General features: G+C 31.5%; 22 protein-coding genes. 5 read left to right on the forward strand and 17 right to left on the reverse strand.

The genetic code is table 11. The features are described 5' to 3' along the window. Window positions 1-26: 26 nt before the first annotated feature. The 4 genes from yajC to NH341_RS14905 all read right to left on the reverse strand — a co-directional run bounded on the left by yajC (window position 27) and on the right by NH341_RS14905 (window position 2,970). Window positions 27-347: a preprotein translocase subunit YajC gene (yajC, locus tag NH341_RS14890; protein WP_047789265.1), complete on the reverse strand. Its 321-nt coding sequence runs from the start codon at window positions 345-347 to the stop codon at window positions 27-29. Continuing rightward, window positions 347-814, reverse strand: coding sequence for a DUF1573 domain-containing protein (locus tag NH341_RS14895; RefSeq protein WP_253057410.1), 468 nt, complete (start codon window positions 812-814; stop codon window positions 347-349). Before NH341_RS14895 ends, yajC begins: the two co-directional genes overlap by 1 nt. Window positions 815-853: 39 nt before the next feature. Then, the gene (nusB, locus tag NH341_RS14900; RefSeq protein ID WP_159492470.1) at window positions 854-1,792 is read right to left on the reverse strand and encodes a transcription antitermination factor NusB; all 939 of its coding nucleotides are present in this window, start codon (window positions 1,790-1,792) and stop codon (window positions 854-856) included. Between the two features lie 77 nt (window positions 1,793-1,869). Continuing rightward, a complete protein-coding gene (locus NH341_RS14905; RefSeq protein ID WP_159492469.1) occupies window positions 1,870-2,970 on the reverse strand; it encodes a Glu/Leu/Phe/Val dehydrogenase in 1,101 nt (366 codons plus the stop codon). A gap of 155 nt (window positions 2,971-3,125) precedes the next feature. Between NH341_RS14905 and NH341_RS14910 the strand changes: the two genes are divergently transcribed. Together NH341_RS14910 and NH341_RS14915 are read left to right on the forward strand one after the other, a co-directional pair. Further along, on the forward strand, window positions 3,126-4,880 hold the full coding sequence (locus tag NH341_RS14910) for an ABC transporter ATP-binding protein (RefSeq protein ID WP_253057412.1): 1,755 nt from the start codon (window positions 3,126-3,128) through the stop codon (window positions 4,878-4,880). Window positions 4,881-4,962: 82 nt separating this feature from the next. Continuing rightward, on the forward strand, window positions 4,963-5,325 hold the full coding sequence (locus tag NH341_RS14915; RefSeq protein WP_047789260.1) for a PUR family DNA/RNA-binding protein: 363 nt from the start codon (window positions 4,963-4,965) through the stop codon (window positions 5,323-5,325). A 379-nt stretch (window positions 5,326-5,704) separates the two neighbouring features. Here the strand turns inward: NH341_RS14915 and NH341_RS14920 are convergent, their stop codons facing one another. The 3 genes from NH341_RS14920 to NH341_RS14930 are packed head-to-tail and all read right to left on the reverse strand — an operon-like array spanning window position 5,705 to window position 8,008. Beyond that, complete coding sequence (locus tag NH341_RS14920) at window positions 5,705-6,742, reverse strand: chorismate-binding protein (RefSeq protein ID WP_253057414.1); 1,038 nt, start codon at window positions 6,740-6,742, stop codon at window positions 5,705-5,707. Continuing rightward, the gene (locus tag NH341_RS14925; RefSeq protein ID WP_253057416.1) at window positions 6,739-7,590 is read right to left on the reverse strand and encodes an alpha/beta fold hydrolase; all 852 of its coding nucleotides are present in this window, start codon (window positions 7,588-7,590) and stop codon (window positions 6,739-6,741) included. The genes NH341_RS14920 and NH341_RS14925 overlap by 4 nt, the downstream gene beginning before the upstream one ends. A gap of 1 nt (window position 7,591) precedes the next feature. After that, entirely contained in the window at window positions 7,592-8,008 is a 417-nt protein-coding gene (locus tag NH341_RS14930) for a PaaI family thioesterase (protein ID WP_073181248.1), read from the reverse strand. 58 nt (window positions 8,009-8,066) lie between these two features. On the opposite strand from NH341_RS14930, the gene NH341_RS14935 reads away from it, so the two are divergent. The 3 genes from NH341_RS14935 (at window position 8,067) to NH341_RS14945 (ending at window position 9,949) form a co-directional block, all read left to right on the forward strand. Then, window positions 8,067-8,567: a plasmid pRiA4b ORF-3 family protein gene (locus NH341_RS14935; RefSeq protein ID WP_253057418.1), complete on the forward strand. Its 501-nt coding sequence runs from the start codon at window positions 8,067-8,069 to the stop codon at window positions 8,565-8,567. Window positions 8,568-8,570: 3 nt separating this feature from the next. Then, window positions 8,571-9,191: an L-threonylcarbamoyladenylate synthase gene (locus NH341_RS14940; RefSeq protein WP_253057420.1), complete on the forward strand. Its 621-nt coding sequence runs from the start codon at window positions 8,571-8,573 to the stop codon at window positions 9,189-9,191. An 89-nt stretch (window positions 9,192-9,280) separates the two neighbouring features. Beyond that, window positions 9,281-9,949, forward strand: a complete 669-nt coding sequence (locus NH341_RS14945) for a ceramidase domain-containing protein (protein ID WP_253057422.1) — start codon at window positions 9,281-9,283, stop codon at window positions 9,947-9,949. Here the strand turns inward: NH341_RS14945 and NH341_RS14950 are convergent. The 10 genes from NH341_RS14950 to NH341_RS14995 all read right to left on the reverse strand — a co-directional run bounded on the left by NH341_RS14950 (window position 9,941) and on the right by NH341_RS14995 (window position 20,832). Next, window positions 9,941-10,939, reverse strand: coding sequence for a glycosyltransferase family 2 protein (locus tag NH341_RS14950; RefSeq protein ID WP_253057424.1), 999 nt, complete (start codon window positions 10,937-10,939; stop codon window positions 9,941-9,943). The two genes, NH341_RS14945 and NH341_RS14950, sit on opposite strands and share 9 nt — an antisense overlap. A gap of 159 nt (window positions 10,940-11,098) precedes the next feature. Beyond that, window positions 11,099-12,940 (reverse strand): PLP-dependent transferase, encoded by a 1,842-nt coding sequence (locus tag NH341_RS14955; protein WP_253057426.1) that lies wholly within the window; start codon window positions 12,938-12,940, stop codon window positions 11,099-11,101. Between the two features lie 225 nt (window positions 12,941-13,165). Then, window positions 13,166-13,534, reverse strand: a complete 369-nt coding sequence (locus NH341_RS14960; RefSeq protein WP_253057428.1) for a VOC family protein — start codon at window positions 13,532-13,534, stop codon at window positions 13,166-13,168. A gap of 201 nt (window positions 13,535-13,735) precedes the next feature. After that, complete coding sequence (locus NH341_RS14965) at window positions 13,736-14,551, reverse strand: helix-turn-helix domain-containing protein (protein ID WP_167713519.1); 816 nt, start codon at window positions 14,549-14,551, stop codon at window positions 13,736-13,738. 111 nt (window positions 14,552-14,662) lie between these two features. Beyond that, window positions 14,663-16,801, reverse strand: coding sequence for an amino acid permease (locus NH341_RS14970; protein WP_253057430.1), 2,139 nt, complete (start codon window positions 16,799-16,801; stop codon window positions 14,663-14,665). A gap of 255 nt (window positions 16,802-17,056) precedes the next feature. Continuing rightward, window positions 17,057-18,082 (reverse strand): OmpA family protein, encoded by a 1,026-nt coding sequence (locus tag NH341_RS14975; protein WP_253057432.1) that lies wholly within the window; start codon window positions 18,080-18,082, stop codon window positions 17,057-17,059. 255 nt (window positions 18,083-18,337) lie between these two features. Further along, window positions 18,338-18,877, reverse strand: coding sequence for an HD domain-containing protein (locus NH341_RS14980; protein WP_253057434.1), 540 nt, complete (start codon window positions 18,875-18,877; stop codon window positions 18,338-18,340). A gap of 106 nt (window positions 18,878-18,983) precedes the next feature. Then, the gene (locus NH341_RS14985; protein WP_253057436.1) at window positions 18,984-19,199 is read right to left on the reverse strand and encodes a hypothetical protein; all 216 of its coding nucleotides are present in this window, start codon (window positions 19,197-19,199) and stop codon (window positions 18,984-18,986) included. Then, window positions 19,189-19,806 carry a hypothetical protein gene (locus tag NH341_RS14990; protein WP_253057438.1) on the reverse strand — a complete coding sequence of 206 codons (618 nt, stop codon included), beginning with the start codon at window positions 19,804-19,806 and terminating at the stop codon, window positions 19,189-19,191. Before NH341_RS14990 ends, NH341_RS14985 begins: the two co-directional genes overlap by 11 nt. Before the next feature lie 219 nt (window positions 19,807-20,025). Beyond that, on the reverse strand, window positions 20,026-20,832 hold the full coding sequence (locus tag NH341_RS14995; protein WP_253057439.1) for a phospholipase D-like domain-containing protein: 807 nt from the start codon (window positions 20,830-20,832) through the stop codon (window positions 20,026-20,028). Window positions 20,833-21,096 lie beyond the last annotated feature (264 nt).

Below are 21,096 nucleotides of genomic sequence, written 5' to 3' on the forward strand. Positions count from 1 at the left end.
TTTTTTTATAATAAAATAAATCTCTTTTATTTTTTAGCTTCTGAAGTATGTTTTTTACTCATTTCCATAGAAATGGCTGAACGTTCAAACTTTATTTTACCAGCTCCTGTTTCAATAGTAACGGTGTTATCGGTATCATTAATTTCTACAATTTTACCATGAATTCCACTAGTGGTAACTATTTTAGCTCCTTTTTTAATTTCTGCTTGAAATAGTTTTTCTTTTTTTTGACGTCTCATTTGTGGACGAATAATTAAAAAGTAAAAAACAGCAATCATTGCTACAAAAGGAAGCATATTCATTAAGCTTTCTTGAGAGCTAGCTTGTAAGAAGATAGTTTCGAACATTATGAGTTATTGTTTTTTGGGGTTACCATTCCAGAAATTTTAATAATTTCTCTTCCTTTTTCTGTGTTGGTAGTTAAAGTAATAGATTTAGATTGTTTGTTAACTCTACCATTGGTATTGAAGCTAACTTTAATATTTCCTGTTTTACCAGGAGCAATAGCTTCTTTTGGCCATTCAGGAACAGTACAACCACAAGATGCCTGCGCATTTGTAATAATTAAATCACTCTTACCAGTATTTGTTACTACGAAAGTGGTTTTAACAACTTCACCTTCGTTAACAGTACCAAAGTCAAATTCTTCTTTATCGAAAGAAATCACAGGAGCTCCTAAACCTATAGAGCTATCTCTTTTTTCTGCTTTTTCAAGATTTTCTTTTTTAACTTTTGATGAAGCATTCTCCTGTCCGCACGAAACTAACATTCCTGCAGAAACAACAAATGCTACCATTACTGCTATTTTCTTCATTTTAAAATATTTTTAGTTTGTTGTAAAAATACTAATTTATTATAATAAACCTCTACCTATTTTAACCATCTTATTTGAACTTAGGTAGTCTTTGGCTAATTTATCTAAAACTCCATTAATAAAGTAACCACTTTTGTTTGTTGAATAATCTTTTGCTAACTCAATATATTCATTTATGGTAACTCTACTTGGAATTGAAGGGAAGTGTAAAAATTCTGTAATAGCCATTTTAATAATAATCATATCAATATCAGCAATCCTATCAGCTTCCCAGTTAGGAGTTTTCTCTTTAATGTCCTCTTCGTATTTGTGTTGATGTAACATTGTTTTTGTAAATAAATCAGAAACAAAAACTTTATCATCATTGTCTTTATACAAACTACCTAATATGAAAGGCTTATTTGCTTTTTGTTTGTTTAAAGATTTAAGAATCCAAGTATTTACAAAAGGAATATCATCAACCCAAGAAATCATTTGATCTTCAAAATAATCAGCTAACTTTTCATTAGGGGCTACTATATCTCTAAAAAAGTCAATGACAAAGGCTTTATCTATGTTGTAAGAGTTTTCAACAGTGTCCATGTACTTTTTGTAAAGGTCACTTCTTTGTAATTCATCTAATAAGATTTTTACATACTCATCATCAAGATCCCAATAATTAAGCTTGTTAAGCTCAACATACCCTTCTAAACTTACACTTTCATTAAGTGAGTTTAAAAGTTTATTGTCTATAAATTTTGTATTTGGGTTGAGTTCCTCTTTTGTAGCTAGTATTTTCTTTTTAGAAAGCTCTATTCTCTTACGAGCTAATTTTTGTACTTCAACTAATAATTGAAGGTTTAAAACGTACAAATCGTACATTTTTTGAATGCTGTGTTTTAAGAATTTTTCTTCCTTAACTAAATCATCGCTATGCGATTGCTGCATCGCATAAACCGACTGCATTACTTTAACACGAATATGTCTTCTGTTAATCATTTTAAAGAACTTTAAAAAAAAGAGCGATAGAAACTATTTCTAACGCTCTGCAAAAGTAAAACTTTTTTATTTTTTATCTAGCTATTTTGCTCTTTTTTGCGAGCATCAATTCTTGCTTGTGCAATATTGAAAGCAGCTTGATGTGTAGTGATATTCTCTTTTTCTGATAAATTGAAAATTTCTAATGTAGTATTGTAAATGTTTTCAGTTCTTTTTAAGCTTTCAGCTTTATCGTAACCAACAACTTCAGCATATACATTAATAATTCCACCAGCGTTAATTAAGAAATCAGGAGCATAAGCAATTCCCTTTTCTTTTAACATTGTACCGTGTTTTAATTCATTTGCTAATTGGTTGTTAGCAGCACCTGCAATTACCTTAGCTTTTAATTGAGCGATACTTTCATCATTAATAGTAGCACCTAAAGCACACGGAGCGTAAATATCAACATCTAATCCAAAAATGTCATTTCCTAACACTACGTTTGCACCATATTTTTTACTTAATTCTTCTAAACGAGCCTCGTTAATATCGTTTAAAACAACTTGAGCTCCTTCGTCGGTAATGTGCTTCACTAAAGTTTCTCCAACATGACCAACACCTTGAACTAATACTTTTTTACCATCTAAATTATCAGTTCCAAACTTGTGTTTTGCAGCAGCTTTCATTCCCATGTAAACACCATAAGCTGTTACAGGAGAAGGGTTTCCAGAGCCTCCAATACTTTCAGAAACACCTGTTACATGTGGAGTAACTTCACGGATTATATCCATGTCACGGGTTTCCATTCCTACATCTTCAGCAGTAATATATTTTCCACTTAAAGAATTAACAAACTCACCAAATTTACGCATTAAAGCGTCATTTTTTTGAGTTTTAGCATCACCAATAATAACTGCTTTACCACCTCCAAGGTTTAATCCAGTAACAGCAGATTTGTAAGTCATACCACGAGACAAACGTAACACATCGTTTAAAGCTTCCCATTCACTTCTATATTGCCACATTCTAGTACCTCCTAAAGCAGGCCCTAAAGTTGTATTGTGGATACCGATAATTGCTTTTAAACCTGTATCTTCGTCGTTGCAAAAAACGATTTGCTCGTGATTGTCAAAAGATAACTGACCGAACACTGGGTCATTCTTAAGATCTTTAGTATCAATGATTTCTGATGTCATTTGTTTTGTTTTTTTATTTGAGATGATTTGGGTAATCTCAAAAATTAGATGACAAAAGTAAGAAATCGTTAAAACATAAGCAAAAAAAGAGGTCTCAATTAAGGTATCTTTAACAAGACCCTTTTATAAAGTTTAATTTTTATAATAAAATAGAATTGAAAGCATTACAATACTTAAACAAGTACTTTGTTAAATACAAATGGAGGTTATTATTAGGAGTTTTTATAACTGTATTAGCTAAAATATTTACATTAAAAGTGCCTAATTATGTGTTAACTTCTTTAAATGTTGTGGAAGATTATCAATTAGGTAAAATAACTGAAATTTCAGAAGTTAAAAGCATCCTTTTTACAAATATTTTGCTTATAGTAGGGGTAACACTGTTAGGTGGTTTCTTTACATTCTTAATGCGTCAAACTATAATTGTAATGTCTCGATTAATAGAGTTTGATTTAAAAAATGAAATTTATCAGCAATATCAACGACTGTCACTTAATTTTTACAAACAAAATAGAACTGGTGATTTAATGAACCGTATTAGTGAAGATGTTTCTAAAGTTCGTATGTATTTTGGACCAGCCATCATGTATTCATTAAATATGTTAGTGTCTTTTGCAGTCGGTTTTACTCAAATGTATGCAATATCACCAAAGCTCACCTTGTATACAATGATACCTTTTCCTGTTTTATCAGTATCAGTATTTATTTTAAGCAAGCAAATTAATAAACGAAGTACAGTAGTTCAGCAATACCTTTCAAAATTAACAACGTTTAATCAGGAGTTTTTCTCTGGTATTAATGTAGTAAAATCATATGCAATAGAAAGCGCTGTGATTAATAACTTCGATACGTTGGCAGATGCTAGTAAAGATAAAAATATAAACCTATATAAAGTACAAGCGTTATTTTTTCCATTAATGATTTTATTAATAGGAATTAGTAATATCATTGTTTTGTATGTTGGTGGTACTTTATATATTAATGAAGAAATTAAAGTTGGAGCCATTGGTGCTTTTGTTATGTATGTAAATATTTTAACATGGCCAGTAGCTGTAGTTGGTTGGGTAACTTCAATGGTGCAGCAGGCTGAAGCTTCTCAAGAAAGAATTAATGAATTTTTAGAACAAGTTCCTGAAATTGAAAATGCAAATGAAGGAGAAACTATCATTGAAGGAGATATTGAGTTTAATCATGTTTCTTTAGCCTATGAAGACACAAATATCACAGCGTTAAAAGATGTAAGTTTTAAGGTAGAAAAAGGAGAAACACTAGCAATATTAGGAAAAACAGGAAGTGGTAAGTCATCTATAATCAACTTAGTTTCACGTTTGTATGATGCTACAGGAGGGACTGTATTAATGGACGGAAAAGATATTAAAACCTGCAATTTATATGATCTAAGAAATCAAATTGGTTTTGTGCCGCAAGAACCGTTCTTGTTTTCAGATACCATTGAAAACAATATAAAATTTGGAAAAGAAGACGCTACAGAAGAAGAAATTATAGAAGCAGCCAAAAACGCGGTTATACACGATAATATTATCGATTTTAAACAAGGCTATAAAACTATTTTAGGAGAGCGTGGTGTTACGCTTTCTGGAGGGCAAAAGCAACGAACTTCTATAGCAAGAGCCATTATAAAAGATCCTAAAATTTTAATTTTTGACGATTGTCTATCAGCTGTAGATACTGAGACTGAAGAGAAAATTTTATCAAATTTAGAAAGAGTTTCTAGTGATAAAACAACGATAATAATAAGCCATAGGGTATCATCTGCAAAAAATGCAGATAAAATAATAATATTAGATGAAGGAAAGATTATTCAGCAAGGTGTTCACAATCAATTAGTAAAAGAAAAAGGGTATTATAAAGATTTATACGAACAACAGCTTTTAGAAAAAGAAATATAGCATTTCGTATTGTCAAGTCAAATATTTTGTTAGATTTGTTGAGAAAATTTAAATAACCAACTATTATTTTAAGTAACGAATTATGAGCGAGAGAGTAGAACAAGAGGAAATCTTTTCACAGGTTTTAAGAGCAGGAAGAAGAACATATTTTTTTGATGTTAGATCTACAAAGGCAGATGATTATTATTTAACAGTGACTGAGAGTAAGAAGTTTACTCATGATGATGGTTCTTTTCATTATCAAAAACATAAAATTTACTTATATAAAGAGGATTTTAGTGATTTTAAAGAGATGTTGAACAAGGCAACAGACTTTATTGTAAACGAAAAAGGATCTGAAGTTATAAGTGAACGTCATCAAAAAGACTATAAAAAAGAAGAAAACGTAACTACAGAAGTAGCTTCTACAGAAAGCTTTACAGACGTTTCTTTCGACGATATTTAACAGAAGAAACTGTTATGCATAACTCTAAACACAAGTGATATTACTTGTGTTTAGAGATGATAATGTGCAGAAAAAAATCAATTCAAATTCAATTTACACTTAGAAAACTGCCAATTGTTGCACAGCAATTGGTGGTTTTATTTTTTACATAAGCGATTTTATTTTGTTTGGTAGTTTTGATGCGAATTCAACCAGCTGCTTATAAGTTAAAGTTCTACCCACTCTACTATTAAGTTTGTCTTCACGCTGGTTAATCCTAAGTAATTTTTGTTTCATAGGAAAGCGAGTTTTGAGTTCACCTAAATATAATAAAAAAAACTGAATTTCAGCAGGTTATGTTTGTTTTGGAGTAAAGTATTTTGTAGAGTAGGTGTTTTTCCTATAAAACTTTTTTCATAGTAGTAGTTTTTGCTACTGTTTCTTGCCATTCTTTTATAGTATTACTGTCGTTTGTAATTCCACCTCCAACATAAATATACACAGTATTGTTAGAAACCTCCATACAACGAAGATTAACAAATAAATGACTTTCCTTATTGTTTGTATTCAATTCTCCTAAAAAACCTGTATAAAAGCTTCTATGATAGTTCTCATTATTTAAAATAAATTGTTTTGAAGCCTCTAAAGGCATTCCACAAACGGCAGGGGTAGGATGTAAGCTTTTGATTAAAGAAGCAGTATTCGTTTTTAACTTTCCATTAATAATGGTTCTTAAATGGAGTAACTTACCCGCTTTTATAGTTTCAATACCAGATGTTGTAATGTTTAAGGAAATATCAGATAACCTATCAGTGATGTAGTCAGTTACAAATTGTTGTTCTTCTAATTCTTTTGGCTGCCAAGTAACATTAGTTGTGCCATTGTAAACTTGTGTTCCCGCTAAAGCCATAGTAGTAAAATTTTTATCTTTAATACTAACTAAAGTTTCTGGGGTAGCTCCTAACCATAACCCAATTTTAGGATGACACCAAACATATACAAAAGCTGTTGGGTAGTTATTCAGAAGTTTTTGAAAAGTATTAATAAGGCTGAAATCTGATAACTCAATTTTTTCTTTTCTGGAAAGAACTACTTTTTTAAACTGCTGATTTTTAATAGCGGCTATTCCTTTTTCAACTAGTTGAATGTGGTTCTCTTCGGAAGCTGTATCAGGAGCGTGATTAGTGTTGTTAGTTTGAGTATCGTCAATAGTAACTTTTTCTTCAACATAAGTAGATTGATTTCTAGGAATTAAAATAGCTTTTTCTCTGCTGTCAAACGGAGCAAAAATAAATCCACTCTCATTATAATTTTCAGAAGTAATTACATCGTTGTTTTGTTGAAACCACCCTTTAATTATAGAACTGTTAGGCTTTCTGTAAGTAACAAAAGGTAATTCTTTGTTGAAGGCTTCTTTTATGTTTAAAAAAATACTCAATCTAATTGTTGTATTAAATGTTCTTTAATCGTGTCAAATTTACTCCAAATAAATCCATGACTAGCATCAGGAACGCTAATTAACTCAAACTGATTTTCAGGAAACTGTTCTTTTAAAAATAAAGAGTTTTCAAAAGGTACAATCCAATCATTAGTTCCATGAATACTTACTATGTTGTTAGGGGTAGATTTCCAGTTGTTTTCAAATAGTTGTAAATCTTGTTTATGAGATAACTTTTCTTTGCTCGCTTCTTGCCATATTGGAGGAACCAACCATCGAGTAATTTTCCATTTATATAAATTTAAAGACCATGGCATGGGTTCTACTTCACTATATATAGCAGGAGCCAGCAAAATTACTTTTCTAACTTTTTCTTGTATAGCTAAGGCAATAGGTCCTCCATAAGAATAACCTACAAGAGTTGTTTTATGGGGGGGGATATCATGTAAAATGTTCTTCAACATGTCACGCTCAAAAGCAATACTTTCTTGAACCGGATTTTTATCTTTATAATTGTAACCAATTCTGTCGTATGAAATCATATTAGCTTTGCTAAGCAATACACTATCCATCATATATTTTACAAAATCGGTAGAAGAACCTATCGTTCCGTGAACAAAAACCAGTGTAGGTAAGGTAGTATCTTTTATGATTGAAAGTTTTCTGTACTCAAACCCTTTAAAGTTTTCATAAGTAAGGACAGGAGTAGCAGAGCTTCCTGAAAATTTTTCAAGTACTTTTACATCAGATTTAGGAGCAGAAAAATTCCAGAATAAATAATATAAAACAAGGAAAAGCACAAAGAGAGCAATTCCAACGGTTTTTAAGATTTTTTTTAGCAACTTCATGCTATTGTTTGTCTAAAACAATATTGGTAATCTTACAAAGTGAAATCAAGTTATCATCCTCATCAACAATTCTCACTTCCCATAAATGTGTAGTTCTACCTTTATGAATCGCTTTAGCGGTAGCAAAAACATGTCCTTCTCGCTTACTTTTTACATGATTGATACTCAGTTCAATTCCTTTAATAATTTTATTAGAGTCTCTTAAAAAAAATGCAGAAGCACAACTACCAACAGATTCTGCCAAAGCAGCTGTAGCACCACCATGTAATATTCCATAGGGTTGATGTACTTTAGATGTCACAGGCATTTTTGCTGTAATAAAATCATCTCCTACATCAACAAACTCTATTTCTAAAGTTTCCATCAAGGTGTTTTTGTTGTAACTGTTTAAGACTGTAAGAGATGCTTGCTTATTCATGGTAACTAAAAATTATCACCCAAAAATACGTATTTTTGTACTGACAAAAAATGATAGAATGTATAAAGTACGCGTAATTTTAGATACGAAAGAAGATGTAATACGAACCCTGTTAGTAAACGAAAAAGCTTCATTAGAAAACCTACACTTTGATATTGCAAAAGCGTTTGGTTTTAACGGACAAGAAATGGCATCTTTTTACCGTACCGATGAAGATTGGAATCAAGGTGAAGAAATTCCTTTATTCAATATGTCAGAAGCAGGAGAAGGAATTTCAATGGCAACATGTATTTTGCATGAAGCCTTACCAAACCAACACGATAAGTTGATTTATGTGTACGATTTCTTACAAATGTGGACGTTTTATGTAGAGGTAATAGAACAGTCAAATGAAGAAGTTACTGAAACAAAAATGATCTTATCTGTAGGAGAAATCCCAGATCAAGCTCCAGAAAAAGAATTTAAGGCAGAAAATCTTTCAAAAAATATAGATGATGAAATTGATGATGAATTTAATAACTTTGAAAGCCTAGACGATTTTGACTTTGATAATTACTAAGCTATGGCACAATTTATAAAACTGTATAATGACAACCCCAATCCAAAAGAGATTGAAAAAATTGTAAAAGTTTTACAAAATGGAGGGTTAGTTATATATCCAACCGATACTGTTTATGGTTTAGGTTGTGATATTACCAATACTAAAGCACTAGAAAAAGTAGCAAGAATAAAAAAAGTAAAGCCAGAAAAAGCCAACTTCTCGTTTGTTTGTAACGACTTAAGCCATTTATCTGATTACGTAAAGCAAATAGATACTGCAACTTATAAAATTTTAAAAAGAGCTTTACCAGGTCCATATACTTTTGTGTTACCTGGTAGTAATTCACTACCAAAAGCTTATAAAAAACGAAAAACAGTAGGTATTCGTGTACCCGATAATAATATAGCAAGAGCCATTGTAGCAGCTTTAGGAAATCCGATTGTATCTACATCTATTCATGATGAAGATGAAGTATTAGAATATACAACCGATCCTGAATTAATTTTCGAGAAATGGCAGAATATTGTTGATATCGTGGTTGATGGAGGATACGGAGACAACCATGCATCTACTGTAATCGATTTAACAACCGATGAACCAGAAGTAATTCGTGAAGGAAAAGGAAGCTTAGATATTTTGTAATAATAAAATAAGTTTAGTTGAAATCTTACAAAACCACTTTTTAATTAAAAACACAATCCCTATCTTAGTACAGAATAGAAAAAGGATATATGTTTTTACTGGATAGATTCCCCAACGACAGCGGACCAATATATCAAGAAACCATAGCAGGCAGATTGCCTGTTGAGCCTTTCAATACTTTTAGCAACTTAATTTTTATAGCACTACTGATATACTTCGGAAGAAGAATTTATCAAAACCCTAAACAATACCCATTTTTTTTGTTTGCCATTCCAGTAATATTCATCAGTTGGATAGGTGGTACCATGTTTCACGGTACAAGAAGTCATGAATTTTGGTTGTTGTTAGATTGGGTTCCTATCATGATTGTATGTTTAGGAGCTATTATTTATTTCATAGGAAAAATTAAAAAGAAATGGAGGGAACGATTAGCGATAATTGTAGCTATACTTTTTGTATCTATTTTTCCACGATTTTTACCAATACCTTCAGGATATAGAACATCGTTTGGATATGCAGTAACAGCATTTGCTGTAATAACCCCGTTAATATGGTATGCTTATAAGACCCGTTGGAGAAATGTAAAATACATTGTATATGGAGGAGCAGTTTTTGGAATAGCTTTACTATTTAGGACATTAGATAATAAAGTAGTTGTATTGCCCATGGGAACGCACTGGTTATGGCATACTTTCGGCGGAATAGCAGTTTTCTTTTTACTCTATTATATCTATAAGGACGAGCAAAAATTAACGTAATTCGGTAAACTTTTTTCTTCCTTTAGCATAATACTGCCAAACCGCAGATGTGTGCTCGTAGTAATTTGGTTTTTTAGGAGATTCTTTTCTCTTTTTTATGAATTTAGGAACATGCATATAAAAACTAAAATGAGCTTTTAAAATAGCAAATAAGTGGTTAGGTTTCCCTTCCAATAAAAATTTAAAGCTAGCCAATCCGTCTAAGATTAAACGAGAAAGAATAATTGGGAATAATTTAGCAGAGGGTAAGTTTTTAACTAGGTTGAGTAAACTATTCCTGAAGTTTAAAAAGGTTTTCTTCGGGTTTAACGTGTCTAATGTAGCCCCACCTACGTGATATACAATGGATGCTCCTACATATTTTATAGTATGCTCACTATTTTTAACGCGCCAACACAAATCAATCTCTTCTTGATGCGCAAAAAAATCTTCATCAAAACCTTGTAGTTGATGAAAAACTTCAGAGCGGATAAAAAAACAAGCTCCAGACGCCCAAAATATTTCAGTAGTATCGTTAAATTGTCCGTTATCAGTTTCTAAGTCGCTAAACAAACGACCACGACAATACGGATATCCAAAAGCATCAATAAAGCCACCACCAGCACCTGCATATTCAAACTTCGATTTATCTTTAAAGTCTAAAATCTTCGGTTGGATAATTGCCGTATTAGGTTCCTTTTTAAAAGTATCAATAATGGGAGTTAACCAGTTCTTGGTAACCTCAATGTCAGAATTCACCAAACAATATACATCTGCATCAATATGTTGTAACGCATCGTTGTAACCTTTTGCATAACCACCATTTTCTGAGTTCTGTACAATTTTTACAGTAGGAAAATGTTGCTTTACAAATGCAATAGAATCATCTATAGAAGCATTGTCTGCAACATACACTTCAGCTTCTTCTGAACTAAAAGTTATGACAGAAGGTAAAAATTGCTCAAGCAACTTTTTTCCGTTCCAGTTTAATATGACGATAGCTATTTTCAAGACGGCAAATTTACAGTTTATAAATGAATTTTGTAGACCAAAAAGAATCATCTCGACCGAAGGGAGAAATTTACTAATAGAGAAATTCCAATCGTTAAGATTTAGTTATGCTGAATCTTTTTGATTTCTCCCTATAGTCGAAATGACGTTTTGTAGTTCTTAGATACTTTTTACAAAATCAAGGAAAACTTTTTTATGAAGCGCTAAATCCATATTAGGAGAAAGTGCTACACGAGCAATATAATCTTTATCACCTTCTTTGGTAGTTCCTTGGGTTGAGGTTGCAGGAATCGTCCAATAACAACCTTTTAACTGTCCGTAGCTTACACAATACTTACTTTCATTCGGAATTTCAGTAATCATTAAATTGATAAGCTTTAAGTTTAAGGCTCTTTTATACGCTTCTTTTTCTTCCGCAGTATTCCCTTTGGTAGGAAGGTCTAACGAAAATACTGATGGTGTAAATCCTTGCGCAGCTAGTTCTTCTGAAACAAAATTGATTTTAGCATCAGGTAATACTTCATGAATAAAGTTTACAAACTCACGCGTGTTTTTATAAGCATCACTAATTCGTTGCGTCATCGAAGGCATTTGTGCAGCTAATATTTTGTATTGAAGCGGTGTAGCCTCGTTATCGCAAATGTGTAAGTGCTTTTCTATTTTTTTGATTAACGCGTTGGTTGTTTTATTTCCAACACAGTATCCAGCAGTACATTTTCCACCACTAGGGAATTTAGATCCACTTGCAAACGAAATAGTTCTAATATTGGCTAACATGTCTGTATCTCCTAAAAAGTGAACATTCGGACAAAAAGTTTGGTCTAAAATAAACACAGGATCAACCACTGTTTCACCCCTTGGAGTCGTACGTTTTTTACTTAAAACATCTCTTAAATCGGTAAGATTTGGCACTTCTACTCTTGGGTTGGTCGGAATTTCAGCAATGATATACGGAACCGCATCTTGTGCTGCAATGTTGGCTAATACGGTATCAATGCTCTCTACCATGTCGTTGTCTCCATCAACAGGTAAATCAACAATGTCTACGTTGTTTAAACAAGCAGCAACACGTCTCGCTTGGTCGTTTGTACCACCATAACAGTTTGGAGGCACTACAATTTTAATCGTTTTTCCCTTATGGTTTTCAAGAGCATCGTCAATCAATCCCATTAAAATGGCGTATTGTATTGAAAGTCCACTTGAAGCTACTAACGCTTTTGTGCTGGTATTGGTAATCTCATTGATGAGTCTCTCAACCTTTGCTTTGTTTTGTGCTACGTCAGTTACTGTAACCTCATACGGCTCATCGATAAGGCTTTTCAACGCTTTTAATGAATTAGCAGGAGTCATGGCAATAGTTTCTCTTCTTCTTACATGTTGAATGTCTGAAATATAAGAATCGTTTTGCTCTCCGTTTACCAATAAAAAGCTTCCTAATTCTGTGTGTGTGTTGATGTAAAAATCAACGTTTGGTACAATCGTAAAGTTGCAAATAGCTTCTTGTTCAACAATCAATACGGTACTACCATCAAATTCAGGAATAGCTTCAACACTATCCACTTTTTTTAGTTCAAATTGATATCCGTATACATTTTTAATTACTTCAGCATCAAAAAAGCTAGGAATTTCATTGGTATACACTATTTGCGTGTTTTTATTAGCAAATAAATTCGCTCTTAACACAGCCAAAACAGGAACCGTTTGTGATGAAAAACTAATTACATTTGCTGCTTTAGTGTTGTATAGTTTGGCAATCGTCCACTCTAATACAGACGATAACGGATGCCCTAAACGAATATAATCGTATGCAGTTGGCAACTCGCTTAACGCTGAAGCAGTAGCATTGTTGTTTTTATACAAATCTTCAAACTGCTCTAAAAACTGGGTTTTGGCTAGTTTTTCTATATAAATATCCAGACGGTGCGTGGTTAGGTTTAACCAATCTGCTGGCATATTTTCTACAACATTTTTTATATAAGTATGTACGTTTTTGTCTTGCATTATAGGTGTCTTTTAATAAGATTGCAAGATACGTTAATTAGATTTTTTTAGAAAGGGGAGAGAATGGTTTTATAAAGGGAGTTTTACTTTCGTTTGATGTATGAGCTGTAGCTGACTTTATAAATTTATGGGTCGGTTTTCAAGACACTTTAATAAAAAGAAATAACGGTTTGAGTTAGTACCCAAGCCATTATTATTTCCCTTTATTGTTAGAAGTTTGTTTTTTTAATTTGGCGAATGAAGTCCAATTTTATTTCCTTCTGAGTCGAGAAAAATGGCAAAGTACCCGTTTTCGTCAGCGTGAGGTGTTTTAGGTATCATAACTTTACCACCATGTTCTTCTACTTTATCAATAATAGTTTGCAGATTGTCTCCACCATTAAGGTAAATAGTAACCCCACTTGCAGAAGGTTCATAACCTTCGCCTTGTATAATTACTCCTGTAACCATTTGACCTTCGTAAGGAAATACCCCCATTTCCATTTCTGGAAAATGGAATCTTTCAATTTCTATACCTAAAATTTCTTTGTAAAAATTAACGGCTCGTGTAATGTTGGTTGCAGGAATTTCAAAAATTGAGACATAACTTTTCATCTGTTGTATACTTTTAGTGATTGATTCTTTAGATTGTGTTGTTTTAGAGATTGAAGTGCCTTTGTTTTTGCAAGACACAAGGCAAAAAAAATAGGGTAATAATGGTAATAAGTGTGTTATTTTTCATTTTCGGCTTAGTATTATTGATGCAAAACTAAGAGCAGAAAATTAGTTGAAATTGTAAAAATGCGACACCTTAGTTTATTTGTAAAAAAGGGTAGAAAGCTTCAAGCTTTCGTCAGTAAGAAACTCTTTTGGGTTTATTCCTGTAAATTCTCTAAAGTCTTTGATGAAGTGAGCTTGATCGAAATAGTCGCTTTTATAGGCAACATCAGTTAGGTTTTTAGACTTTTGGTTAAGCATCAATTTTAAAGCTGTTTGCAATCGAATTACTTTTCCTAACTGTTTGGGGCTTACTCCAATTTGTTTTTTAAAGTTTCTTTCAAGCTGTCTTCGTTTAGATAGGTTGTTTTCGAGGATTGAGTTTATAGAAACACTTCCGTTTGTAGAAAGGAGAGTATCCACAGTACTTTTTACTATTTTATGAATTGTTTTTTGGTTGTTGAACGTATCCAAAAGAAACTTTTCGATGATTTCTATACGTTGTATCGTATTTTCAGCGTTGGTTATTTTTTGTTGCAAATCATCTGCGGTTTCCTTGTCAAAAAGGAGATTCAAGGGTGTTTCTGTGCTTGCTAAGTTGTTGATTGGTCCAGAGATAAAATTAGCAAATCCATAAGGATAAAACCTAATGGCAAAAGTATTGACATAACCTGTTGGTTCAATGTAGAAAGGTTCAATTATTTGCCCTAATACCATTGCCCGTGGTTGAAGTATAAAGTTATTTTCGGAAGTGTATCGTTTTATATCGTCTCCAAGAATAAATGCCATTTCTATACAACCATCTGGTACAATTCGTTGTTTTTGTGGTTCGGAATGTATAGGTACTTCCAACGTCCAATAACAACTAATAATTGACTTTAAATTTGTATGTGGTTCGTATGTTTGGTAGTCCATTTTGTCGTTTAATCTTTTTCAGCATGAGATATGGTTTACCAAAGATATAACTTCTATCAGAAATATAAATTGATAACTAAGTTCAATAAAAATAAATAACCAAACCAAAAATTAAGAAGTCTCTTCAGTATCCAGTTTATCTATTTCATAACTCATATATTCCTTATACAGTTTCGCGATAGATTTGGTTTCTCCAAGTATGGTAAGTACATCATCTGTTAGTAAAACAGTTGAACCGTTAGGGGTAAACGTTTTATCATTTCTTTCAACTAAAGCCACTAAAACGTCTTTTGGTAACTGAATATCCTTTAGCTGTTTTCCAATCATGGTGTCTTGCGGAGTTCCTTCGAGTAGTTTGATGCTTACAAATCGTTCGTTTTGTAGTAAAAACTCCTTAATTTCTCTGTGACTATTCATTTTAAGCAAGGTTTTTACGATTTGCTCTCGTTCTAAAATATCAAGAAGTCTCGATAGCATACGGAGTTGCTGTTTTGGGTTTTCATCAGAATTAATTAGAAAAGCACAGATTTGTAAGGGCTTTTTAAACTCATAGTCTTCAGAGGGAAGTGTTCCTTCAATTGGTTTTTTAGAAATCACAATTTTCATGGAAGGATGTGAAACACTCTTAAACTTGGCATGAAAAACTAAAATACCTGGTAAAGTGATGACAGATTCATCGGGTACCGACTGAAAGAACTTGTGTAGTACCCCTTCTTTGTTGAGGTCTAACTCTCTACAAAAGTAATCGGAAGCGATATTTAAGACTTTATCAAAGTTAGTGGTATCCTTAAGTATTTTTATTTTCGATGTAATTACGGTTTCATCAAACGGATCCCCTTCACGAAGTCCTTTTTCTTTTAAAATGGTCATTAATTCATTCTCCAATTCATCGTATTGGTGTCTTCCTAAAAGCGCAAACCAATGAAAAATAGCGCCTTCTCGTTTTACTTTTCCTTTAGAATAAAAGTGATACCAAAGTACACCAATAACAATAATACCAGAGGTAAAAAGTACGGGCATCCATCCTAAATAAATAATAAGGATGAATGAAATAATAATTCCGACAACTTGCATAAACGGATATAATGGAGATAAATAGCCTGGGTCGTACGATTCTATTTTACTTTTTCTAAAAACAATAACAGAGAAGTTAATAAAGATAAAAATCAATAATTGGAAGGTACTCGCAAGCTTTACAATACCTTCTTCTGATAATAGTAGAATGAATACAATAATTAATGCTGTAGTTAAAAATATAGCGACTATAGGACTTCCTTTTTTACCAATTCTAGCTAGAATAGCAGGAAACAGTTTATCGCGTCCCATAGCAAACGGGTATCGCGATGCAGATAATAGTCCTGCGTTCCCTGTAGAAGCAAAAGCAGCAAGTGCTGCTACCGACATTAATAAGACTCCCACATTATCGGGTAGCCATTTAAAAAGTTGTTCTGCAGCTGTAGCAGCTGGTGCTAATTCGTTGGCAAAGGCAGTAGGCTCAATAAGAGTTACCATAATAAAAACACCCAAACCATAAATTAATCCTGTAACGACTAATGAAAGTATCATTCCTAAAGGAATATTTCTTTCAGGGTTTTTAATTTCTTCTGCAACGCTTACTATTTGAGTGAGTCCTAGGTAGGACACAAAAACAAAACCTATGGTAGTAAACATCCCTCCAAATCCGTTTGAAAAGAAGGGGGTAAATTGTTTGTTAATAGATTCATTGGTGATAGTATCTGAGGTGAATATAGAAAAAAGACCATCTGCAATAAAACCAATTAAAATGACTAATAGGAATATGACAAACACCTTTTGAAAGGCGGAGGTTTTTTTAGCGCCTACTAAGTTTAGTGCCATAAAAAAAAGGGTGGCTACAATAGCTACTACCTTGGTAGGAACTTCCCAAAATATAGCGGCATAAGCACCAATACCAATAATAGCAAAGGCAGTTTTAAGCATTAAAGCGAAATATGTACCTAGTCCGCCGATGGTTCCCATGAGTGGACCTAAGCTTCTGTCTAAAAAAAAGTAAGCACCTCCTGATCGTGGTAAAGCTGTTGATATTTCAGCAATACTAAACATGGTAGGTAGTATTAATACACCTGCAAGTAAGTAAGCTAAAAATACAGAAGGGCCTGTATAATGTGAGGCGATTCCTGGTAGTAAAAAGAAACCAGAGCTAAACATGGCTCCAGTACTTATGGCAAAAACATCAAATAATCCTAAGTCTTTTTTTAGTTTATTCCTCATGGCTTTTGTGTTTAAGGCTTATTATTAAGTGGTTAGACCATGAGAAGATATGAAAAAAATTACACTTTTTAGGTGCTATTTGGTTAAGGTAATGTTTGTAATGTGCTCTTTTAGAGATTTTTTTGTTGCAAATACTAGTTTGATAGTAGAGAAGTACAGTTTTTATTGGGATGAGGTCCCAATGGTTTTTTATAAATTATAATATGTTGTGTTTTGTGTAAGCAGCAGTTTTTATACTGCTTACACGATATTTCTTTAAATTTTTCTTAGTTCAACTCTTCTATTTTGTGCTTTTCCTTCTTCTGTAGCGTTATTACCTATAGGTTTCGTGTGCCCAAAGCCTTTACTTTCTAGTCTTGATTCTTCAATACCTTCATCTACGAGTGACATAAGAACAGATTTGGCTCTGTTTTTAGATAGTTTCATATTAAAATCTTCATTACCCACATTATCAGTATGTCCTTCAATACTTATTTTTAAATTGGGATTTGTTTTTAACATTTTAGATATTTCACTCACTATTTCGTAAGAGTCAGCTTTAATTCTTGATTTCCCAGTATCGAAATTAATATGTAATGTAGCAAAGCCTTTAGTGTTTATTTCATTTATGATTTTATCTGCAGTTATTTTCTCTATTGTTTGTTCAAATTCTTTTGATTCCACAACTCCAATTTGTGCATTAGCCACATCAGAATAGATTTGAATTCCTATTTTTTTAGTAGGCGTTTTTAATACATACATACGAATAGGATGGTTTACAACATCTCCAACATAAAAATTATTAAAGTAAGTATAACGATCGTTTACGCTTTCTCCTTTTTGATTTACAAGTTCATTAGGTATTTTTCCTTCAAAAATAAGTTGAGCGCCAATAGCTGTTAAGTAGTCTTTAATACTTTTATCAAAATAGTATTGATTCCATTTTTGATTTCCATCCATCATAATTCCCATTTTATCTACTCGTCCTTCTATATCAAAAAATGAATTACCGTCAAACATTTCAAGTTTGTGAAAGTCATAAGACTCTGTGCTGCTAGTATTTTTATTTACTAACATACCTTTTGGTGGTGTTATATAAGGGTATGCACCAATATCAACTTTAGATTCAACTATGTTTTTCCAAGAAAATTTTTTAGTGTTATTCTTTAATTCTTTTTTTTCTTTGGTTGTAACTTCATTATTAACAACTTCATTTAAGTTGTTTTTGGTAGTCTCTTTCTCATTTTTACATGAAATTAAAGTAATTATTGATAGCAAACAGATTGAGTAAATTCTTTTCATTGTAATTCTTATTTAAGTTTGGCTTCTAATTGTTAATAACAGCTTTTTATGTTCTTGTTAATTATGGAGTTAAATATAATATTTTTAAGTTTAGTTTAATGTTATTAATTATTTTAGTGTTTTTTTGAAGTTTCTTATATCTTCTTGAGATTGAAAGTAGGTTATATTTGTAATTAAGAGTTTATTACTGCAGTTAAACATTATAAAGATTAATTTTATAGTTATTTCTCGGGAGAATTTAATAATAAGTTATTCTTATTTAGTAGTATACTTTTTGTATTCAGCAATTTTATTTTCTAATCTTTTATTTAAATATTCATTTTTGTTTTTTAGTGTTTCATTAATTACGATAGCTTCAGATAAATAATTTTGAATTTTATCTTTTTTCCAATGTTTTGGTGGTTCTTGAAGGTTTGTAATTCTGTCTGCTAATTTTACCATTCCAACTTCTTTTTCAAGTTTGTTTATTCGGTTCAAGCTGTCTATCATTTTCTCTTTTTTAGAGCTTATGTTTTTATTTTTAGTCAATGCTTGAACCCCAATAGCAACTTTTTCTCCAAACATGTTCAATAACTCCGAAAAGTTGGTATCAGTATCTTCTAATGTATCGTGGAGTAGCGCTAATTGAACAGCATAATTTAAATCGAAATTGTTATTTGCATTATATGCTAAGATTATTTCCATAGCAACGTTAGAAATATGTAGCAAATAGTTAGAATTTGTTCCAGGAACTTTTTGATCTTTATGTTTTTCTCCAGCAAATTTTATTGCTTTTTGATAGAGTTCTTGTGTCATTTGAGGTGTTTTCTATTTAGAGAAGAGTTTTTTAGTGTATTATTATTCAAAAGGATAAAAAGTAGGCGAGAACAAGCAATTACTTATAGCCATTGTTGTAGGTATTTTAATTTGTTATGCTCTTTAAACGAGAATATTGAGTTAATTCAATGCCTAGTTGAAGAATTTCATTATCTCCACAATTTTCAGTTTTGATTACAGCAAAAACAACTTCATCATATTCAAATTTCATTAATTCAAAATCAGTATTATGTTTGTCATTGAAAATTTTAAAGAATTCTCTATTATACTCTTTGTCTTCTAACATTATTTTAAATGTCATAATTTATAGGCTTTAATTCAAAAATTCCCTCTAAATCAACTTTGTAATCTTCTTTTCCATATTTTAAATCAACTCCAAATATCATTAAATAATTTTCTTCTATAGAATAGTTAATACTAAAATCATTTTTAGTTTTATAACTAACAGAATTAAAGTACTCAATTTTCTTGAGCTCACATAAGTCTATAATTATTTTATAATCTTCTTCGCTTATATAAGGAATAATGGTGTTTATTGAAGAATTAATACCTGTTGTTTTAATTAGTTCAATTTTTATTTCCTTTGAATCAAATATTATAGTTTTATTTTCGTCTGTGGGAGGTGTAGTGCTATTATAAATCCTTTTGTAAATTCTTTCTCTTTTATTACATAGACTTAACTTAAATTTTTCTCTAAATATTCTACTTCCAATAAAGGAAGCTATATCATAAATTCCATAGGGTAATAATTTCCCATCATCACTTACAGCTATTTCAAATTTATTAGTTTCAATTTGTTTTAATTCTACACTTCTTGATGAGTTTTTATATATCTTATTATATGTTTTAATAGTTTCTTCCAATATTTCATTGTGTTCAAAACTTAAAATAGCTTTTTTTGATTTCATTTAGCAATAATTAGATTTAGAGAATTACCTACAACGGTTTCGGCTATGGTTTGTACGGGAATTAACAAGCGATTAATTTCCGATTAAGTACTTAGCCAAAACTTTTTATTTTGTTTTAATTTTTCATTTTTAAAGCCAAATCAAAAAGATTTGGCGGACATTATAAAAATAACTAAACTATGGAGTAAATACTAAAACCCGTATTAATTATAGCCATTGTCAGCTGTTGCTTTTGTAATTCAATTTCTCCAATTTTTCTTTCGCTTTGGAAAGAGTTGTTTCATCGAATAAGGCTCTATATTTTTTATGTAAAATTATATTTTCAAATGTCAAGTCTAATCGATTAATCTCAAACATTTTTATCAATCCAGATTGTAGATTTTTTGCACCTTCCTTCACCAGTCTTTTTGTTGTACCAATTGCACCATATCTGTGAAGCAAATCTAGAATTGTTGATTTATTAATTTTTGCCCCAGCATCGAGTGATGCATCAATAGATTTAATTAGCTCGTCAAATAGTTCTTTTTCAAGTTTTTCAAATTCCTCTTCTTTTGAGTCAGAATCAAAAACAACAATATTTTGTAATTTTTCGATTTCATAGTTTTCTACAATATTTGTTAAATACTTAAATCTTCCTGTGAATTGTTTTAGTAATGTTTCATTATCGCTTATTACGATATATTCATGATTATAGAATTCAGCGGAATTAGTCCAATTATATGAACCAGTTATTAATTTGTTGTTATCAAATAGAGCAAATTTATCATGAAGAAATCTACCCGAATTTGAAGATAATATTTTTATAACACCTCCATTTTTAATGAATTGTCTGTAATCAAGTCTTTTATTTTCATAATGATCACTGATAATTATTTCAACTTTACATCCGGTTTCTAATTTATCGATTAATTTTCCTAAGATTTCTTTGCTTGTGAACCAAGCAACACAAACTTTAATTTCTTTTTTCGCAGAACTAATTTGTTCAATAATTTTACCTCTTATATTTTTATAAAATGCTAAGTTCATAAGTTACAGCTAACTAGTTTATGTGTGTAATAAAATTACTTATATGTTCCTTTTACGGTAGAATATGCGCAACTTTTAGCAATTTTATTAACACTCTCAAATATAAAAAAAGTAAGATAAAAAAGTGTAACTTTTTTATCGGGTCGACATACGAAGCCTAATCGGGTCGACATACGAAGCCTAATCGGGTCGACATACGAAGCCTAATCGGGTCGACATACGAAGCCTAATCGGGTCGACATACGAAGCCTAATCGGGTCGACA

The sequence above is a fragment of the Tenacibaculum sp. XPcli2-G genome (genome assembly GCF_024124505.1).
In the GTDB taxonomy this organism is placed as follows: Bacteria; Bacteroidota; Bacteroidia; order Flavobacteriales; family Flavobacteriaceae; genus Polaribacter; species Polaribacter mesophilus.